General features: G+C 70.7%; 10 protein-coding genes. 1 reads left to right on the forward strand and 9 read right to left on the reverse strand.

Annotation, left to right across the window (positions count from 1 at the left end; all coding sequences use genetic code 11):
- Nucleotides 1-83: 83 nt before the first annotated feature.
- The 4 genes from OG896_RS13015 to OG896_RS13030 all read right to left on the reverse strand — a co-directional run bounded on the left by OG896_RS13015 (nt 84) and on the right by OG896_RS13030 (nt 6802).
- Entirely contained in the window at nt 84-2837 is a 2754-nt protein-coding gene (locus tag OG896_RS13015) for a phosphoesterase (protein ID WP_329365197.1), read from the reverse strand.
- A 6-nt stretch (nt 2838-2843) separates the two neighbouring features.
- Nucleotides 2844-4235: an ABC transporter permease gene (locus tag OG896_RS13020; protein ID WP_329365199.1), complete on the reverse strand. Its 1392-nt coding sequence runs from the start codon at nt 4233-4235 to the stop codon at nt 2844-2846.
- On the reverse strand, nt 4232-5176 hold the full coding sequence (locus tag OG896_RS13025; protein WP_329365201.1) for an ABC transporter ATP-binding protein: 945 nt from the start codon (nt 5174-5176) through the stop codon (nt 4232-4234). Before OG896_RS13025 ends, OG896_RS13020 begins: the two co-directional genes overlap by 4 nt.
- Before the next feature lie 279 nt (nt 5177-5455).
- On the reverse strand, nt 5456-6802 hold the full coding sequence (locus tag OG896_RS13030; RefSeq protein WP_329365203.1) for a ricin-type beta-trefoil lectin domain protein: 1347 nt from the start codon (nt 6800-6802) through the stop codon (nt 5456-5458).
- Between the two features lie 559 nt (nt 6803-7361).
- On the opposite strand from OG896_RS13030, the gene OG896_RS13035 reads away from it, so the two are divergent.
- Complete coding sequence (locus OG896_RS13035) at nt 7362-9614, forward strand: RICIN domain-containing protein (RefSeq protein WP_329365205.1); 2253 nt, start codon at nt 7362-7364, stop codon at nt 9612-9614.
- Nucleotides 9615-9724: 110 nt separating this feature from the next.
- On the opposite strand, the gene OG896_RS13040 is transcribed toward OG896_RS13035, so the two are convergent.
- The 5 genes from OG896_RS13040 to OG896_RS13060 form a co-directional block, all read right to left on the reverse strand.
- A complete protein-coding gene (locus OG896_RS13040; protein WP_329365207.1) occupies nt 9725-10357 on the reverse strand; it encodes a cyclase in 633 nt (210 codons plus the stop codon).
- Nucleotides 10358-10762: 405 nt separating this feature from the next.
- Nucleotides 10763-11710, reverse strand: a complete 948-nt coding sequence (locus tag OG896_RS13045) for a carbohydrate ABC transporter permease (RefSeq protein WP_329365209.1) — start codon at nt 11708-11710, stop codon at nt 10763-10765.
- Nucleotides 11707-12603, reverse strand: a complete 897-nt coding sequence (locus tag OG896_RS13050; RefSeq protein WP_328468771.1) for a carbohydrate ABC transporter permease — start codon at nt 12601-12603, stop codon at nt 11707-11709. The genes OG896_RS13045 and OG896_RS13050 overlap by 4 nt, the downstream gene beginning before the upstream one ends.
- Before the next feature lie 142 nt (nt 12604-12745).
- Nucleotides 12746-14050 carry an ABC transporter substrate-binding protein gene (locus OG896_RS13055; RefSeq protein ID WP_329365210.1) on the reverse strand — a complete coding sequence of 435 codons (1305 nt, stop codon included), beginning with the start codon at nt 14048-14050 and terminating at the stop codon, nt 12746-12748.
- Nucleotides 14051-14163: 113 nt separating this feature from the next.
- Nucleotides 14164-15261, reverse strand: a complete 1098-nt coding sequence (locus OG896_RS13060) for a substrate-binding domain-containing protein (RefSeq protein WP_329365212.1) — start codon at nt 15259-15261, stop codon at nt 14164-14166.
- Nucleotides 15262-15339 lie beyond the last annotated feature (78 nt).

Consider the following 15339-nt stretch of genomic DNA (forward strand, 5'->3'; position numbering starts at 1 on the left):
GCCGTCCGGGGGCCCTTCGACGCTGTCGGTCTCAGTCGTCGGTGTCAGTCGTCGGTGTCAGTCGTCGGTGTCAGTCGTCGGTGTCAGTCGTCGTTGTCCGCCGACGGGATGTAGGCGCCGGGTACGGCGTCCGGTGCGTAGATCTTGCTCTCACCGGGGTACGGCTTCGCCCAGTTGTGCGTCTGGTACCAGGTGAAGTGGTTCATCTGGGCCGGCGGGGCGTAGTCGGGCACGGCGTTGGGGCCGGTCAGCCGCTGCTTCGACTTCCAGGCGTTCCACTGGGCCGCCACGGTCTTCTCGGCCGCCGGCACGCTCACCGACGGCACGGCCGCCGCCTTGGGGTCCTGCGGTGCCGGGGTGTCCACGCCGCAGGACGGCGGGGTGGTCACTCCGGCGGTCAGCGAGGTCCGGTTGGGCAGCGCCGTGAACGGGGTGTCGTCCGGCTTGGCCCGGAACGCGCCCGTCATCGGGCTGGCCGCGCTGTCCTTCTGGTTCATCGGGTGGATGCCGAGGATCTGCTCGATGGTGCGGACCATGGTGATCTGCGAGTAGTAGTGGTCGTCCACCACGCCGTGCTGCGCGTAGGGGCTGATGATCTGGATAGGCGCGCGGTGGCCGTCGACGTGGTCAAGGCCGGCCTGGGAGTCGTCCTCGACGACGAAGATCGCCGAGTCCTTCCAGTACTTGCTGTGCGAGATCGTGTCGACCATCCGGCCGACGGCGAGGTCGTTGTCGGCGACCTGGGCGGCCGGGCTGGCCGGACCGCCGGTGTGGTCGCTGGAGAGCCAGAACATGTTCAGGTTCGCCGGACCGTTCTTCTCGAAGTCCTGCTGCCAGATCTGCTCCCGGTAGATGTCCGGGACGCTGGTGTCGAACTTCGGGAAGGTGGGCAGCGAGACGTTGTTCAGCGACGGGATCGGCGAGGAGGAGTCGAGGGTGTAACCGCTCGGCTGCCCGGTCGCGTTCATGTTCCTGGCGTCGCAGTACAGGTTCTGCCAGCTCGCGTCGGCCGGCTTGGTCAGGAACTGCTGGAACTCGCCGAAGTCGCGCACGGTCTTCCCGGCGGCCTGCGCGCCGGTCCACAGGAAGCCGCTCTTCTGGTGGCCGAGCGCGTCGTCCTCGGTGTCGTAACTGCGCGTGTACTCACCGGCGGAGGACTCGGTGTACTCCGGATCGTCGGCCTGCATCAGCCAGTTGTGGCCCTCGGCGGAGTTGGTGCCGATGTCGTAGGTGTTGTCGTACAGCCCGAACTGCGTGGCCAGCGCGTGCTGGTTGGGCGTCACGTTCTCGCCGAACTCCGTCAGCGCCGGGTCGCCGTCGCCCTGCGGCATGTCGCCGAGGACCTGGTCGTAGGTCCGGTTCTCCTTGACGATCAGGAAGACGTGCTTGATCGTCGACGGGTCGCCCAGCCGGGCCGGGACCGGCACCGCCTTCGCCTTGTGGCCCTTGGCGAGCTTGACGTCGCTGCTGGTCCAGCCGTTCTGCTGGAAGACCTTGGCGGTCTCGGCCCTGATCACGCGGTCGTTCGGCAGCGTGAAGTGCGTCAGGCTGGACGTCGTGTCGTGGGTGCCGTGCCCGGCGCTGGTGGTGGGGCGGCGGGAGTCGATGCCGCGGGTGTTGGAGACGACCACCTGCTTGCCGACGGTGGTGATCTCCGCGGGGAAGTAGTCCGTCGGGAGCAGGCCGACGTAGCTGACCGGCTCCTGCGCGGTGCGGTACTTGTAGACGGCGATCGCGTTGGCGCGGCCGAGCGTCACCAGCAGGTGGCCGTCGTCGGTGAGCGTGACCGCGTCGGGCTCGTAGCCGACCGACGCCTCCGGCCAGGGCTTGGTGGAGATGGTCTGGACGACCTTGCCGCGGGCGGTGTCGATGACCGCCACGTCGTTGCTCGCGGTGTCGGTGACGAACACCGTGCCCTTCTTCGCGTACAGCGCGGTCGGGTGCAGGCCGACGTTGATGGTCGCGGGGGCGGCGGCAGGCTTCGCCAGGTCGATGACGCTGACGGTGCCGGTGGTGGTGGCGCCGGTCACCGGGCTGGCCGGCACCTGGGTGTTGTAGGAGTTGAGCGTGGTGTCGCCGCTCTTCGCCGGCCGGCCGCCCTCGTTGCTGACGTAGAGCTTGCCGCCGACCTGCACGAGGTCGCGCGGCGCGTTGCCGACCGCCCAGCTCTGCTCGATGGCGCCGGTCGCCGCGTCGATGGCGACCACCCGGTTCTGGCCGTTGACCGCGGAGTACACGGTGGAGCCGTCGGCCGAGAACACCGCCGCCCCGACCAGGGCGTGCTTGGCGCCGTCCGCCGGGATCTTGACGGACACCGGGTCGGCGAGGGTGCCGTCGGCGTTCACGGTGAAGCGGGTGTAGCCGTCGGTCTGGCCCAGCCACAGCTGCGAACCGTCGGGCGAGTACGACGGGCCCTCCTGGCCCACGTCGTTGCCGCTGATCCGCAGGTTCGCCGCCGCGTTGTTGCCGACGAGCTGCTGCACCTTCCAGGTCTTCAGGTCCACGATGGTCAGCGCGCCGTCGCCATCGGTGACCGAGGCCGCGAGGTGGGTGCCGTCCGGGCTGACCGAGGACGACATGATCTTGCCGTCGTTGATGACGAGGCGGTCGCCGTACGGCGCGAGGTACTGGTCGCTGGAGATGACCTGGCCCTTGTCGGTGGTCTGGCCGACCTGCTCGGTGCCGAACTGGTGCGTCTGGGCGAAAGCGGTGCCGGTGGCGCCCAGCGCGAGCGTGGTCAGGCCCGCCGTGACCAGGATCGTCCGGCGGCCGATGCGCCGGCCGAGAAAGACGACATGCGCCTTCTCGGCCCGCCTTCGGCGGCGTGTTACCTGCATCAGGTGCTATCCCTTCGAGGTGGCGTGGAGCAGTTCGACGTTGCCGTCGAACTGCCAGAGCGGGTTCGGCGCGTCGCCGGTCGGGGAGCGCACCAGGAAGTAGCCGTTCACTTCCTTCGGTCCGTCGCCGTCGGCGACGAACCGCCCGTCGGAGGTGACGTCGAGCTGGTAGACGGCCGTGCCCGGGGCCTGGACGCCGGGGAGGTGCCAGGTGACGACGCAGCGCCAGTCGTTGCCCGCGCCCTTGGCGGCGACATGGCCGTCGCTCTTGTCGCACGCCGCCGTGACCCGCAACTGCGCCTCGGTGACGGCGGGGCGGTTGAGTTGCTCGGTCTGCATCCGGTACAGGTGACCGAAGGCCGTGGCGACCGACCGCTGCAGCTTGTTCCGGTCGATGCCGGAGCCCGTCGAGGGGGTCGCGACGGCGACGACCGCGACCGTGACGGCGAGCAGTCCGGCCAGCGGCAGCAGCCCGGCGGTGATCGCGCGGCGTCCGGAGCCGTCGTTGGTCAGGTTGGTGAAGTCGCGCCGCAGGAAGAGCAGATAGGCCAGCGCCGTCGCGGCCACCGCCCACACCAGGCTGACCGCGATGCCGATCAGCAGCGGCCCGACCTGCGCCGGGCTGGTGAACAGGCCGTTCCAGGCGATGAACGCGTAGCCGGGCAGCGCCAGGCGTACGGCGACGGGCAGCGGCAGGAGCTGGGCCAGTTGCATCGCGAGCGCGACGAGCGCGGGCAGCAGCAGCCCCATCGGGGACCGGCCCAGCACGACCGACCCGAGCAGGCCGATCGCGGCGAGCGCCAGCGTCGGGGCGAGCGCGCAGGTCCAGGCGAGCAGGACGTTCCCGGCGGCGGACGACGGCGACAGCAGGTGGCCGTCGAGACCGACCAGCGGGTGGTTGCCGACCGCCGCGAGGCCGCCGACCACACCGGACGCGGTCAACCCGACCACGAGCAGCAGGATGACGGTGAGGCTGGCCAGTGCCTTCGCCGCGAAGATCCGTCGGTGCGACCTCACCGCCACCAGCAGGTGGCGCCAGGTGCCGAGCCGGTCCTCGGCGGCGAAGACGTCGCCGGCGACCAGCGAGGTCAGCAGCGGGAGCGCCCAACTGCCGGCGAACCCGAGCACCACCAGCGGCCCGGCCCACCCGGTGGCGTGCATCCAGCGGCCGAAGAGCGTGTCGGAGGGGAGCGTGCTCTGCTCACTCACCGCGGCGACGAAGAGGGCCGGCGCGATCCAGCAGACGAGGACCAGCAGCCGGACGCGCCACTGGGAGACCAGCTTGACCAGTTCGAAGCGGTAGGCACGCGCCACCGAGACGGGGCGCACCCCGACGGCGGTTCCGCCGTCGTCGGCGGCGGTCGCGGCCGTGTCCACGGTCGTCGGCGGCGCGGTCATCGGCCGGCCTCCTCTTCTTCTTCGGTGAGGGCGAGGAACGCGGCTTCGAGCGGCGACGAGACGGGGGCGAGCTCGCGCACCGCGACGCCGGACCGGACCAGCCCGGCCACCAGTTCGTCGAGCGCGGGCACCAGGGCCCGGACGACGAGCGCTTCGGCGCCGCGCCAGGCGCGGGCGTCGTCCACGACGGTGATCCCGGCGGTGTCGGCGGCCAGCCGGCGGGCGGCCGGCAGGTCGGAGCTGAGCAGCCGGTAGTCGAGTTCGCGGTTCTCGGCGGCGAGCTTGCTCAGCGGGCCGGAGAAGACCACCCGCCCGGTGGCGAGGATGGTGGCCTCGGAGCAGAGCGCCTCCAGGTCGTCCATGCGGTGGCTGGAGACCACCACGGCGGTGCCGTCCGCCGCGAGCCGGGTGAGCACCCCGTGGACGTGTCTCTTCCCGGCCGGGTCGAGGCCGTTGGAGGGTTCGTCGAGCACGAGCAGCCGGGGCCTGGTGAGCAGGGCGGCGGCGAGCCCGAGCCGCTGGCGCATGCCCAGGGAGTAGCCGCGGACCCGGTCGTCGGCGACGTCGGTGAGCCCGACCTGGTCCAGTACGTCGCTGATCGCGCCGGTCCGCGGGTCGTGACCGCGCAGCGCGACCAGCGCGGCGAGGTTCTGCCGGGCGGTGAGGGAGGGGTACAGGCCGGGTCCGTCGACGAAGCCGGCGACGCCGTCGGGCGCGGCGAGCGCCCGCCCGACCGGTGCGCCGAGGATCTCCAGGCGCCCGCCGTCGGCGACGGCCAGGCCCAGCAGCAGGCCGAGCAGGGTGGTCTTGCCCGCGCCGTTCGGCCCGACCAGGCCGTGGATCTGACCCTGCGCCACATCCAGATCGATCCCGTCGAGTGCGACGACATCGCCGAAGCACTTGGTGATCCCACGTGCCCGGACCGCGAGGGGTGTGTCCATGAGTCCCTTCCTCCTGAGCCTCAAGGGACCCTAGGGACCGCACACAGCGCCGCCACGGACGTCGAGTTGAACACTTGCGGAACACCCGGCGACCGGATTCCGGCACTCCGATGCCGGCGCCGTGACAGCGGGTCGACCACGCGTGAAAGCCGCTGGTCAGGGCCGGTGGTGATCCGGGCACGACTGCGGGCCGGCCCGGGCCGAGGGGCGGGTGGACGCTCCCCGGCCGGGCCGGCCCCGACCGCGGCCCCGGAGCCGGGGCCGCGGCTTGGCGTCAGCTCAACTCGGCAGGGTCCACTGCTGGTTGGCACTGTCGGCGCAGGTCCAGATCTGCAGCCGGGTGCCGTTGGCCGAGCTGGGGCCGGTCGCGTCCAGGCACTTGCCGGACGCGGGGTTCAGCAGCTCGCCGTTGGACTGGTGCTGCCAGACCTGCGCGCCGGTGCCGTTGCAGTCGTACAGCTGCACCTGGCTGCCGTCGGCGGTGCCGGCCGCGGCCACGTCCATGCACTTGCCCAGCGCGGTCAGGGTGCCGTCCGAACCCACCGTCCACTGCTGCGCGTTGGTGCCGTTGCAGTCGTAGAGCTGCACCGCCGTGCCGTTGGCGCTGGAGGCGGACGCCACGTCCACGCACTTGCCGCCGTATCCGGTGATCCGGCCGGTCGTGCCGCCGCCCGGCGGGGTGCCGCCCCCGCCGCCGGTCAGCTGGTTGAAGATCCGGGAGTAGGCGTAGCCGACGCCCTTGTCGTAGTAGTCGACCTCCCAGAACGACAGTTCCTGCACGCCGTTGGACGCGGCGAAGCTCTCCAGCGTCTGCGCGTCGGACTGCGAGAAGTACTCGTTGTCGTCGTTCTGGCCCGCGATCGGGGTCAGCCCGAGCCGGCCGTAGGCCGCCGAGGTGGAGATGCCGTAGAGGCCGGCGAGCTGTCCCGCGGTGGCGCGGGCACCGGACTCGGCGTCGTTGAGCGCGTTCTCGCCGTCCCCGAAGTCCATCGTCATGATGTTGACCGCGCTGACGTTGACGCCCTTGCTCTTGGCGTCGGTGAGGACGCCGTACTCCTGGGAGGGCAGGCCGTTCGGGGCGACGGCGAGGGTGTAGGCCACCTGCACCGCCGGGTTCTGCGCCTGGAGCGCGGCGAGCGCCTGGTTGCGGCGCTGGTTGGACGCGGTGTCGCCGAGCGTGCCGCCCTCGATGTCGAAGTCGAGCCGGGTGATCCCGTAGGTGTTGACGACGTTGGCGTAGGCGGCGGTGAGCGAGGAGACCGACGTGCAGGTCTGGGCGAGTTCCCCGCCCTCGGCCCCGCCGAAGGAGATGATCGCGGTGCCGCCGGCCGACTTGAGCGCGTTGATCTGCGAGGTGTACGCGCCGACCGAGTCGCCGCTGGCCTCCCACTCCGCGGTACAGCCGGACTTCGGGGTGAGGAAGGCGAGCGTGTAGTACTTCAGCCCGGTGGCGTTCATGTCCGACGCCATGTCGTTGGCCGTGTTGCCGTCGATCTGGAGGTAGGGGGCGGCGAAGTGGGCGGGCAGGCCGGTGTCGGCGTGGGCCTGGCCCGCAGCGCCGAGGAAGGCGGCTGCGGAGGCGAGGGCCATCGTGGCAAGGGACGCGATGCCGTGTCTGGGACGCATGCGTGGCTCCGTGTGGGCCGGTGGTGGGGGGGTGTTTCATCTCGGCCGAGCAGAACCGGAGTCTGCGACGGAACGCGAGACCGCGTCAAGGCTTCTGTAAGCAAACCTTCCTGACCGGATGCGTTCAGGCCGTACCGCCGAGTCAGCGCCCGCGCACCGCGGTTGACCCGCCACCCCGCCCCGACCTGTGCGTTCACAAGCTGTAGACACCTGCCGTCCAGTCCCGCCGCCCGGCCGTACCGGACCTCAACAGCGTCCAGAAGATGAAGACTTGACCATCGGCGCCGGGCGGACGGACCCGCGCCGCCGGGTGGCACCCGTGGCCGCACCCGCCGGGGAGATCACCTGGTCCCCCGTGCCTCGGCACCGCTGACGTGCGGTGTCAGACCAATGTCTTGACATGCCCGCAACGGCTCTGCTTCTTTCATGAAACACACATTGCTGAGAGGCCGGACGTTCATCAGCCGCACGCGCGCCACCACGGTCGCGGGGGTGCGCTGGTCCGGGATGTGCCGCACTTCTTGTTTCAGAAACACGAACCCCGCTGGGAAAGGGCGTCATGAAACGTTTCTTGAAACTGGGCCGGACGGCGCGTCGCGCGGTCGGACCCGGAGCGGCCGCGGTACTCGTGGCCGCCGCGCTCTCCACGGTCGGCGCGGCCAGCGCGCACGCCGCCGTCTCCCCCTCGACCTGGTACAACCTGGTGGCCGGCAACAGCGGCAAGTGCGTGGACGCGGCGGCGGCCGCGACCGCCAACGGCACCGCCGTCCAGCAGTACACCTGCAACGGCAGCACCGCTCAGCAGTGGCAGCTCAAACCGGCCACCGACTCCGGCTACTACACGATCGTCAACGCCAACGGCGCGCAGCCCGCCATCGACGTGGACGGTCCGTCCACCGCCAACGGCGCGCTCATCCACCTGTGGTCCAACGGGGGTTGGAGCAGCCAGGAGTGGCAGCCGGTCCAGGAGAGCAGCGGCTCCTACCACTTCGTCAACCACTACAGCGGCCTGTGCCTGGACGTCCCCAGCGCCTCGACCGCGGACTCGGTGCAGCTGCAGCAGTACACCTGCAACGGCAGCGGCGCGCAGTCCTTCGCGTTGAACGACTCGGGCAGCGGCACCGGCGGCACTCCCCCGCCGACCAACCCGAACAACCCCGACCTCGGCCCCAACGTGAAGATCTTCGACCCGTCGATGTCGTCGTCGTCGATCCAGTCGACCATCAACTCGGTCTACAGCTCCCAGCAGTCCAACCAGTTCGGCAACAACCGCTACGCGCTGCTGTTCACGCCGGGCAGCTACAACGTGGACGTCCCGGTGGGCTTCTACACCCAGGTGGCCGGCCTGGGGGCGTCGCCCGACGACGTCTCGCTGACCGGCGGCGGGGTGCACGTGGACGCGGGCTGGTCGGGCGGCAACGCCACCCAGAACTTCTGGCGCGACGTGGAGAACCTCTCCGACACGCCCAGTTCGGGGACGCTGGAGTACGCCGTCTCGCAGGCCGACCCGTTCCGGCGGGTCGACGTGCACGGCAACATGATCCTGGACGACAACACCTCGGGGAACAACAGCAGCAACTGGTCCTCGGGCGGGTTCATCGGCGACTCTCGGGTCTCCGGCCAGGTCAACTCCGGTACCCAGCAGCAGTTCCTGACCCAGGACACCTCCATGGGCAGCTGGGCCGGGTCGAACTGGAACATGGTCTTCGTCGGCGACAACGGCGCCCCCGCCCAGTCGTTCCCGACCTACACCACGGTCGGCCAGTCCCCGACGGTGCGCGAGAAGCCGTACCTCTACACGGACTCGACCGGCCTGTACAACGTCATGGTGCCGAGCCTGCGCACCAACGCCACCGGCCCGGACTGGACCGGCGGTTCGACGCCGGGGACCTCGATCCCGATCACCCAGTTCTACGTGGTCAAGTCCGGTGACACCGCGGCCACCATCAACGCGGCGCTCTCCTCCGGGCTGAACCTGCTCTTCACCCCCGGCGTGTACCACCTGAACGCGCCGATCAACATCACCCGCCCGGACACCGTGGTGCTCGGCCTGGGCCTGGCCACGCTGATGCCCGACAACGGCGTCACCGCGATCACCACCGCCGACGTGGACGGCATCGACATCGCCGGGCTGATCGTCAGCGCGGGCACCACCAACAGCAGTTCGCTGGTGCAGATCGGCCCGGCCGGCGCCTCGGCGAGCCACGCGGCCGACCCGACCACGTTGCAGGACGTGTTCTTCCGGGTCGGTGGCGACGTCGCCGGGAAGGCCACCCAGTCCCTCGTCGTCAACAGCGCGAACACCATCGGCAGCGACCTGTGGATCTGGCGCGCCGACCACGGCAACGGCGGCACCGTCGGCTGGAACACCAACACCGCCGCCAACGGGCTGGTGGTCAACGGCAACAACGTCACGATGTACGGCCTGGCCGTCGAGCATTACCAGCAGTACCAGACGCTGTGGAAGGGCAACGGCGGGCGGACGTACTTCTACCAGTCCGAGATGCCCTACGACGTGCCGAACAACGCCAGTTGGACACCAGGCGGCGGGGAGAACGGCTACCCCTCCTACAAGGTGGCCGACTCGGTCACCTCGCACCAGGCGTGGGGGCTGGGCGTCTACTGCTACATGAGCACCAACCCGTCGGTGGTGGCCGACCGCGCCATCGAGGTGCCCGGCAGCGGATCGTCCTTCCACGACATGGTGACCGTCTCGCTGGGCGGCAGCGGCACCATCAGCCATGTGATCAACAACTCCGGCGGCCAGGTCAACGGCGGCACCACGGTGACCTATCTGACCTCGGGGCCGTGACGAGCACCGGCGCGGCGACCGCGTAGTGCGGTCGAGGGCGACGGGTCCGGCGCCGACGGCCTGCACCAGGTCGTCGGTGCCGGGCCCGTCGCCCGTGCCGTGCGCGGCTGTCAGGAGACGGTCGTCGAGGTCAGCACCGGGTTCGGCGAGGGGTAGCAGGCGGTCGGCGCGTTCACCGTGAAGATGCTGGAGGTCACGTTCGCGGTGAAGGTCAGGCCGGGGCTGGAGTAGCTGCTGCCGGCGAGTTGGGTCTGCACGGTGGTGCCGGAGGCGCCGGCGGTCAGGTCCAGGTTCAGCGTCGGCAGCGTGAAGGTGCTGCCGCCGCTGATCGGGCCGGGCACGGTCAGCGCGATGGTGCCGCCGCTCACCGAGACCGACGGGGCGCCCGAGCCCAGCCCGGAACCGCCGCTGAGCGACTCGCCGGTCAGCGTCGCGTTCGCCGGCACCGGCGCGGTCAGCTTCAGCGAGCTGATCGAGTTCACGGTGTTCCCGTTGACGGACGAGGGAACGGTGATCGCGTCCGGGGCCAGCGACACGGTGAAGGCGCTCCCGGCGGCCACGGAAGCCGGCGCGGTGCCGTTGACTCCCGCGTCGATGGTGAAGGTCTCCGCGGAGACGATCGGCGGTGTGGCCTGGCAGGCCAGGCTCAGCGGGTTGTCGGCGGCCGACGCCGCGCCGGAGGGCAGCCCGAGCGCGGCGACCACGCCGAGCGCGGCCACGGGCAGGGCATAACTGGTGCGCATGTGTCTCTCCTGTTCCGGGACCCCGGCCGCTTCGTCGAGGCCGGGGCTGTGGGGGGATGGGGGACCGGGCACCGAGGCGGTCGTCAGGTTCATGACATGTTCACGGTGACCCACGTCGGAATATCCATCTGCCGACCTCCGTGGTTAAGGGGGCGTTTCGGCCGTTGTCCCGCCCTCCCCCGGGCCGCGCCGTGCGGCGTTCGACCAGGTCGCCCCGGGCGGGCGAGGGCGAGCCGCCTGCGCTTTCCGATGCCCGGCGGCCGTGGTGCGGGAGCGATGCACGCGGAAACGCGTGTGGCTGAAAGGGCCACCGTGACGTGTGAGGAGAGCGGGGAGGGCGGGGCCGGCTGCTTCGTCGACGACGCCCCCGGACCGCTCGACGTCCGCGGGGGGCTTCCCGCCCGGCTACTTCACCGCGCCGGCGGTCATGCCGGACTTCCAGTAGCGCTGGAGCATCAGGAAGAGGACGACCAGCGGGGCCACCGAGACCAGCGATCCGACCACGGCCAGCAGGTAGTCCTGCGGGTGCCCCTCGGACAGCGCGGAGGAGTACCAGACGTACAGGCCGAGGTTGACCGGGTAGAGCTTCTTGTCCGACAGCATCACCAGGGGCAGGAAGAAGCTGTTCCAGATCTGGGTGAACTGGAAGAGGAAGATCGTCACCGAGCCGGGCGCGAGCATGGGGAAGGCGATCCGGCGAAAGGTCCTGAACTCGCCCGCGCCGTCCACCCGGGCGGCCTCCAGCACCTCGCCGGGGACGTAGGACGCGCTGAAGACCCGGGCCAGGTAGACCCCGAACGGGAACACCAGGCCGGGGACGAACACGCTCCAGTAGGTGTTCACCAGGCCGACCTTGGCGGCGATCAGGTACAGCGGGATCGCCATCGCGGTGCCCGGCACCATCACGCCCAGCAGGACCAGGGCGAAGAGCTTCTCCTTGCCGGGGAAGGCCAGCTTGTCGAAGGCGTACCCGGCGGCGACGCTGAGCACCGTCGCCAGCAGCGCGCCGACGCCCGCGTACAGGACGGTGTTGCCCATCCAGCGCAGGTAGATGCCGTCCTCGGTGGTGAACAGGTACCGCAGGTTGCCGAAGAGCGCGAAGTGGCGGCCCGGCGCGAATCCGTTGGTGGCGAACAGGTCCTGGCGGCTCTTGGTGGACGACAGGACCAGCCAGAGCATCGGCAGCAGCGTGTACAGGGCGGCGAGCCCCAGCATCGCGGTCACCCCGGCCCTGGACAGCAGGAGCGAGGGACGGCTGCCGGGTCGGCGCGGCCCGCGCCGGACCGGCGGCTTCCCGCCGGTCGGCGCCGGGGCCGCGGCGGGCGGCGCGCTGAGCGTCGTGGGCTCGGTCATGGCTGCCTCCTGCGGCGCGGAAAGCGGGTGACGAGGAACGACAGGGCCGCGGCGAACAGCGCGATGAGCAGCGAGGCGGCCGCGGCCAGTCCGAGGTCGTCGCGGGTGAACGCGGCGGTCTGGACGTACATGTTGGGCGTCCAGCTGCTGCCGATCGCGCTGGAGGCGCTGTAGATGACCTTCGGTTCGGTGAAGAGCTGGACCGACCCGATCACGGTGAACAGCACGGCCAGCGCGATGGCCGGGCGGATCATCGGCACCTTGATCGACAGCGCGGTGCGGATGCCGCCGGCACCGTCGAGCCGCGCCGCGTCGAGGGTCTCGCGCGGCACCGCCTGGAGCGCGGCGTAGAAGATGACCATGTTGTAGCCGATCCACTCCCAGACGGCGATGTTGGCCGCGGAGAACACCGCGTTGTCCGCCGAGAGGAAGTCGACGTGCAGGCCGGCCGACCCGAGCAGGTCGATCACCGGGCTCAGTCCCGGCGTGTAGAGGTAGACCCAGATGAGGGCCGCGATCAGGCCGGGCACCGCGTGCGGGAGGAACAGCGCCAGCTGGAAGAAGGCGCGCGCCTTGACCAGGGCCGAGTCCAGCAGCAGGGCGAGGACGAGCGCGCCGCCGATCATCACCGGGAGGTAGACGGCGGCGTACGCGGCGATGGTGAGGAAGCCGTTCCGGAACGCCGGGTCGGAGAGCGCCCGCGTGTAGTTGTCCAGGCCGGCGAAGACCTGCTGGGTGCCGCCGAAGCCGAGGCCGGAGGTGCGGGTGGTGAACAGGCTCAGCCAGCCGGCGTAGACCAGCGGGGCGAGCACGACGGCGCTGAAGAGGACGAAGAACGGTGCCAGGAGCAGCGCGGCGGTACGGCGCTGGGCACGGACGGACGGGCTGGCCATACCGGCCTTTCTCGACGGGAGAGCGCGGAGGGGGTGCGGGGCGGGGACGGGACGGGGGCCCGGGCGGATGTGCGGGAGCAGCACCGGCGCCCGGGGACCGGGCGGGTGTCCGGCGGCCGGACGGGCCCGCGCGCCGCGGGTGCTACGGGGTGAGCTTCATCCCGCGGTGCCGGATGTCCTTGGCGGTGTCCTGCTGCGCGCCCTTGAGGACGTCGAAGAGGTTCGCCTTGCCCTCGGCGACCTTCGGAAGCTGGTCGACGATGGCCGTGTTCGTGGTGCCCATGTCGGGACCCCACGTCCAGCCCGGCTTGACGGCGTCATAGGACGCGCCGGCCACCGCGTACACGTCCTGGCCGCCGAAGTAGGTCGTGGGGAAGGCCGCCTTGGTGACCGGTACGAGCTTGGGGTCGGCGGGGAACATGCTGCTGGTGCCGCCGGAGACCCACGCCTTCATGCCCTGCGGGTCGGTGGTGATCCACTTGATGAACTCGGCCGCGGCCGCGCTGTTCCCGGCGCCCTTGGGGATGACGAACGACGAGCCGCCGTACATGGCGGAGGCCGGCTTGCCGTCCCAGGTCGGGACCGGTGCCACCGACCACTTGCCGGCCTGGTCGGCGACGGTCGCCTGCTGGGAGCCCGCGCACCAACTCGCGCAGACGTAGGCGACGGTGCGGCTCTGCTGCACGCTGGTCCAGAACGGGTCGAGCGAACTCAGCGAGCTGACCAGGTCCTTGCGGGCGAGGTCGCCCCAGAAGTCGGCCACCTTGCGGGAGGCCGCGTCGTCGAGCGACACCTTCCAGGCGTCCTTGTCCGTGCCGAACCACCGCGCGCCGGCCTGCCAGGCGAGGCCGGTGAACAGGCTGGGGTCGTCGGTGTAGAACACGCCGCCGCGGGCCTTCGGATCGGCCTTCTTGACCTGCTGCGTCATGTCCCGGTACTGGTCCCACGTGGTGGGGACGGAGATCTTGTGGTCCGCGAAGAAGTCCTTGCGGTAGTAGAGCATCAGCGGCGCCGCGTCACGGGGAACGCCCCAGGTGCTGCCGCCCAGTTGGACCAGCCGCTGGACGGAGGCCGGGAAGTCGGTCCTGACCAGCGAGCCGAGTGACCCGGGCAGGCTCTCCAGCATGCCCTGGGTGGCGAACTGCGGCAGTTGGGGGTACTCCACCACCGCGACGTCCGGGACGGTGCCGGCCCGGACCGCGTTCGTGAGCTTGGAGTAGTACTCCTGGCCCGAGGGCATCGACTCGAAGCTCACCTTGATGCCCGGGTGGGTCCGGTTGAATGCCGCGGCGACCTTGTCGGAGCCCTTGACGAAGGACCAGAAGGTGACCTTCCCGGTGTCCTTGCCCGCCGCGGACCCGCCGCCGTCCGAGTTCCCGCATCCCGTGACGAGCAGGCCGAGTGCCGCGACGGAGCAGGCCAGGGCTGCCAGTCGGCTACGAAACATGATGTGCCACCGATCGTTCGCTTGGGTGTCACCGCAAGTATTCGCTACACACGACAGCCAGTCAATGCATATGATTTCGAATGAAGAAAACGAAAGCAAACGCTATTCGTCGGTCAGGTGCCGGCCTGCCGGTCGGCACCGCAGGAGGCCCGCACCCGCAGCTGCGGGCGGAGCAGGATCTCGGCGAGCGGCGCGGAAGGGTCGGCCCGGCGGCGCAGCGCGAGGTCCAGGGCCCACGCCCCCACCGCCTGCTTGGGCGGGGCCACCGCGGTCAGCGGCACATCGCTCAACTCGGCCACCTCGTCGTCGTAGGTGACCAGCGCCAGGTCCTCCGGCACCCGCAGCCCCCGCGCGCGCAGGATGCCCACCAGGGCGATGGCGTCGATGTCGTTGTGCACCAGCGCCGCCTTGACCTCGCCGGCTTCCACCGCCCGCACCACCTCCTCGAAGCGCGCGTCGGCCGCGGTGGCGTCGCCGCTGGTGTCGATGAGGTACTCCGGCCACGGCGTCAGCCCGATCGCCGCCACGGCGTCGGCGTAACCGGCGCTGAGCAGCGGGGTGTTGGGGCTCTCCACCCGGGCCACCAGGGCCACCTTGTCGTGGCCGAGCCCGGCGAGGTGACGCACCGCCAGGGCCGCGCCGTAGGCGTGGTCGGAGGCCACCTGCTCCAACTGCCCGGCCCGCAGCCCCACCCGGCGCTCCACGAGCACGGCCGGTGTGTCCAGGCCGCTCAGCCACTCCTCGGCCTCGTCGAGCGGGCGCAGCCCCGAGTGCAGCATCAGCAGCAGGCTGTCGACGCCGCCGGCCAGGAGCTGGCGCACCTGTTCCTGGTTCTCCGCCAGCGACTCCCCGGAGACCGCCAGCACGACGCGGACGCCGAGCGGGCGGGCCGCGTTCTGGACGCCGCGGATCACCTCCGCGTAGTAGTAGCCGCCCGGCGGCACCACCAGCCCGACGGCATGCCGTTCACCGGCCGGCGCCGGGCCCGCGGTGGATGCGGTGGCAGCGGTGGCGGCGGGTGGCTCGGCCGGGGCCAGCGCCCTCGCACCGCCGTGCACGCGCGTGAGCCGCCCGCGGCCGGCGAGTTCCCGTACATCCTGGCGCAGCGTGACGGCGGAGACGCCCATCTCCGCCGCGAGCTCCTTCACGGTGATCGAACCCTGGCGCTCCACAGCACGCAGAATCGCCTCACGCCGTTCCTCAGCCAACACGTTCAGTCCTCTCTCGGCACGAGCGTGAGCCGTCCACCTTCACTCGACAACCGAAAGATATCAATCAAAGGTCGATAC

Origin of the sequence: Streptomyces sp. NBC_00669 (assembly GCF_036226785.1) — a bacterium.
In the GTDB taxonomy this organism is placed as follows: domain Bacteria; phylum Actinomycetota; class Actinomycetes; order Streptomycetales; family Streptomycetaceae; genus Actinacidiphila.

Excerpts from the sequence above, each read along its gene's own strand:
- OG896_RS13015 (WP_329365197.1), bottom strand. The coding sequence starts at position 2,837 with ATGCAGGTAACACGCCGCCGAAGGCGGGCCGAGAAGGCGCATGTCGTC.
- OG896_RS13020 (WP_329365199.1), bottom strand. The coding sequence starts at position 4,235 with ATGACCGCGCCGCCGACGACCGTGGACACGGCCGCGACCGCCGCCGAC.
- OG896_RS13025 (WP_329365201.1), bottom strand. The coding sequence starts at position 5,176 with ATGGACACACCCCTCGCGGTCCGGGCACGTGGGATCACCAAGTGCTTC.
- OG896_RS13030 (WP_329365203.1), bottom strand. The coding sequence starts at position 6,802 with ATGCGTCCCAGACACGGCATCGCGTCCCTTGCCACGATGGCCCTCGCC.
- OG896_RS13035 (WP_329365205.1), top strand. The coding sequence starts at position 7,362 with ATGAAACGTTTCTTGAAACTGGGCCGGACGGCGCGTCGCGCGGTCGGA.
- OG896_RS13040 (WP_329365207.1), bottom strand. The coding sequence starts at position 10,357 with ATGCGCACCAGTTATGCCCTGCCCGTGGCCGCGCTCGGCGTGGTCGCC.
- OG896_RS13045 (WP_329365209.1), bottom strand. The coding sequence starts at position 11,710 with ATGACCGAGCCCACGACGCTCAGCGCGCCGCCCGCCGCGGCCCCGGCG.
- OG896_RS13050 (WP_328468771.1), bottom strand. The coding sequence starts at position 12,603 with ATGGCCAGCCCGTCCGTCCGTGCCCAGCGCCGTACCGCCGCGCTGCTC.
- OG896_RS13055 (WP_329365210.1), bottom strand. The coding sequence starts at position 14,050 with ATGTTTCGTAGCCGACTGGCAGCCCTGGCCTGCTCCGTCGCGGCACTC.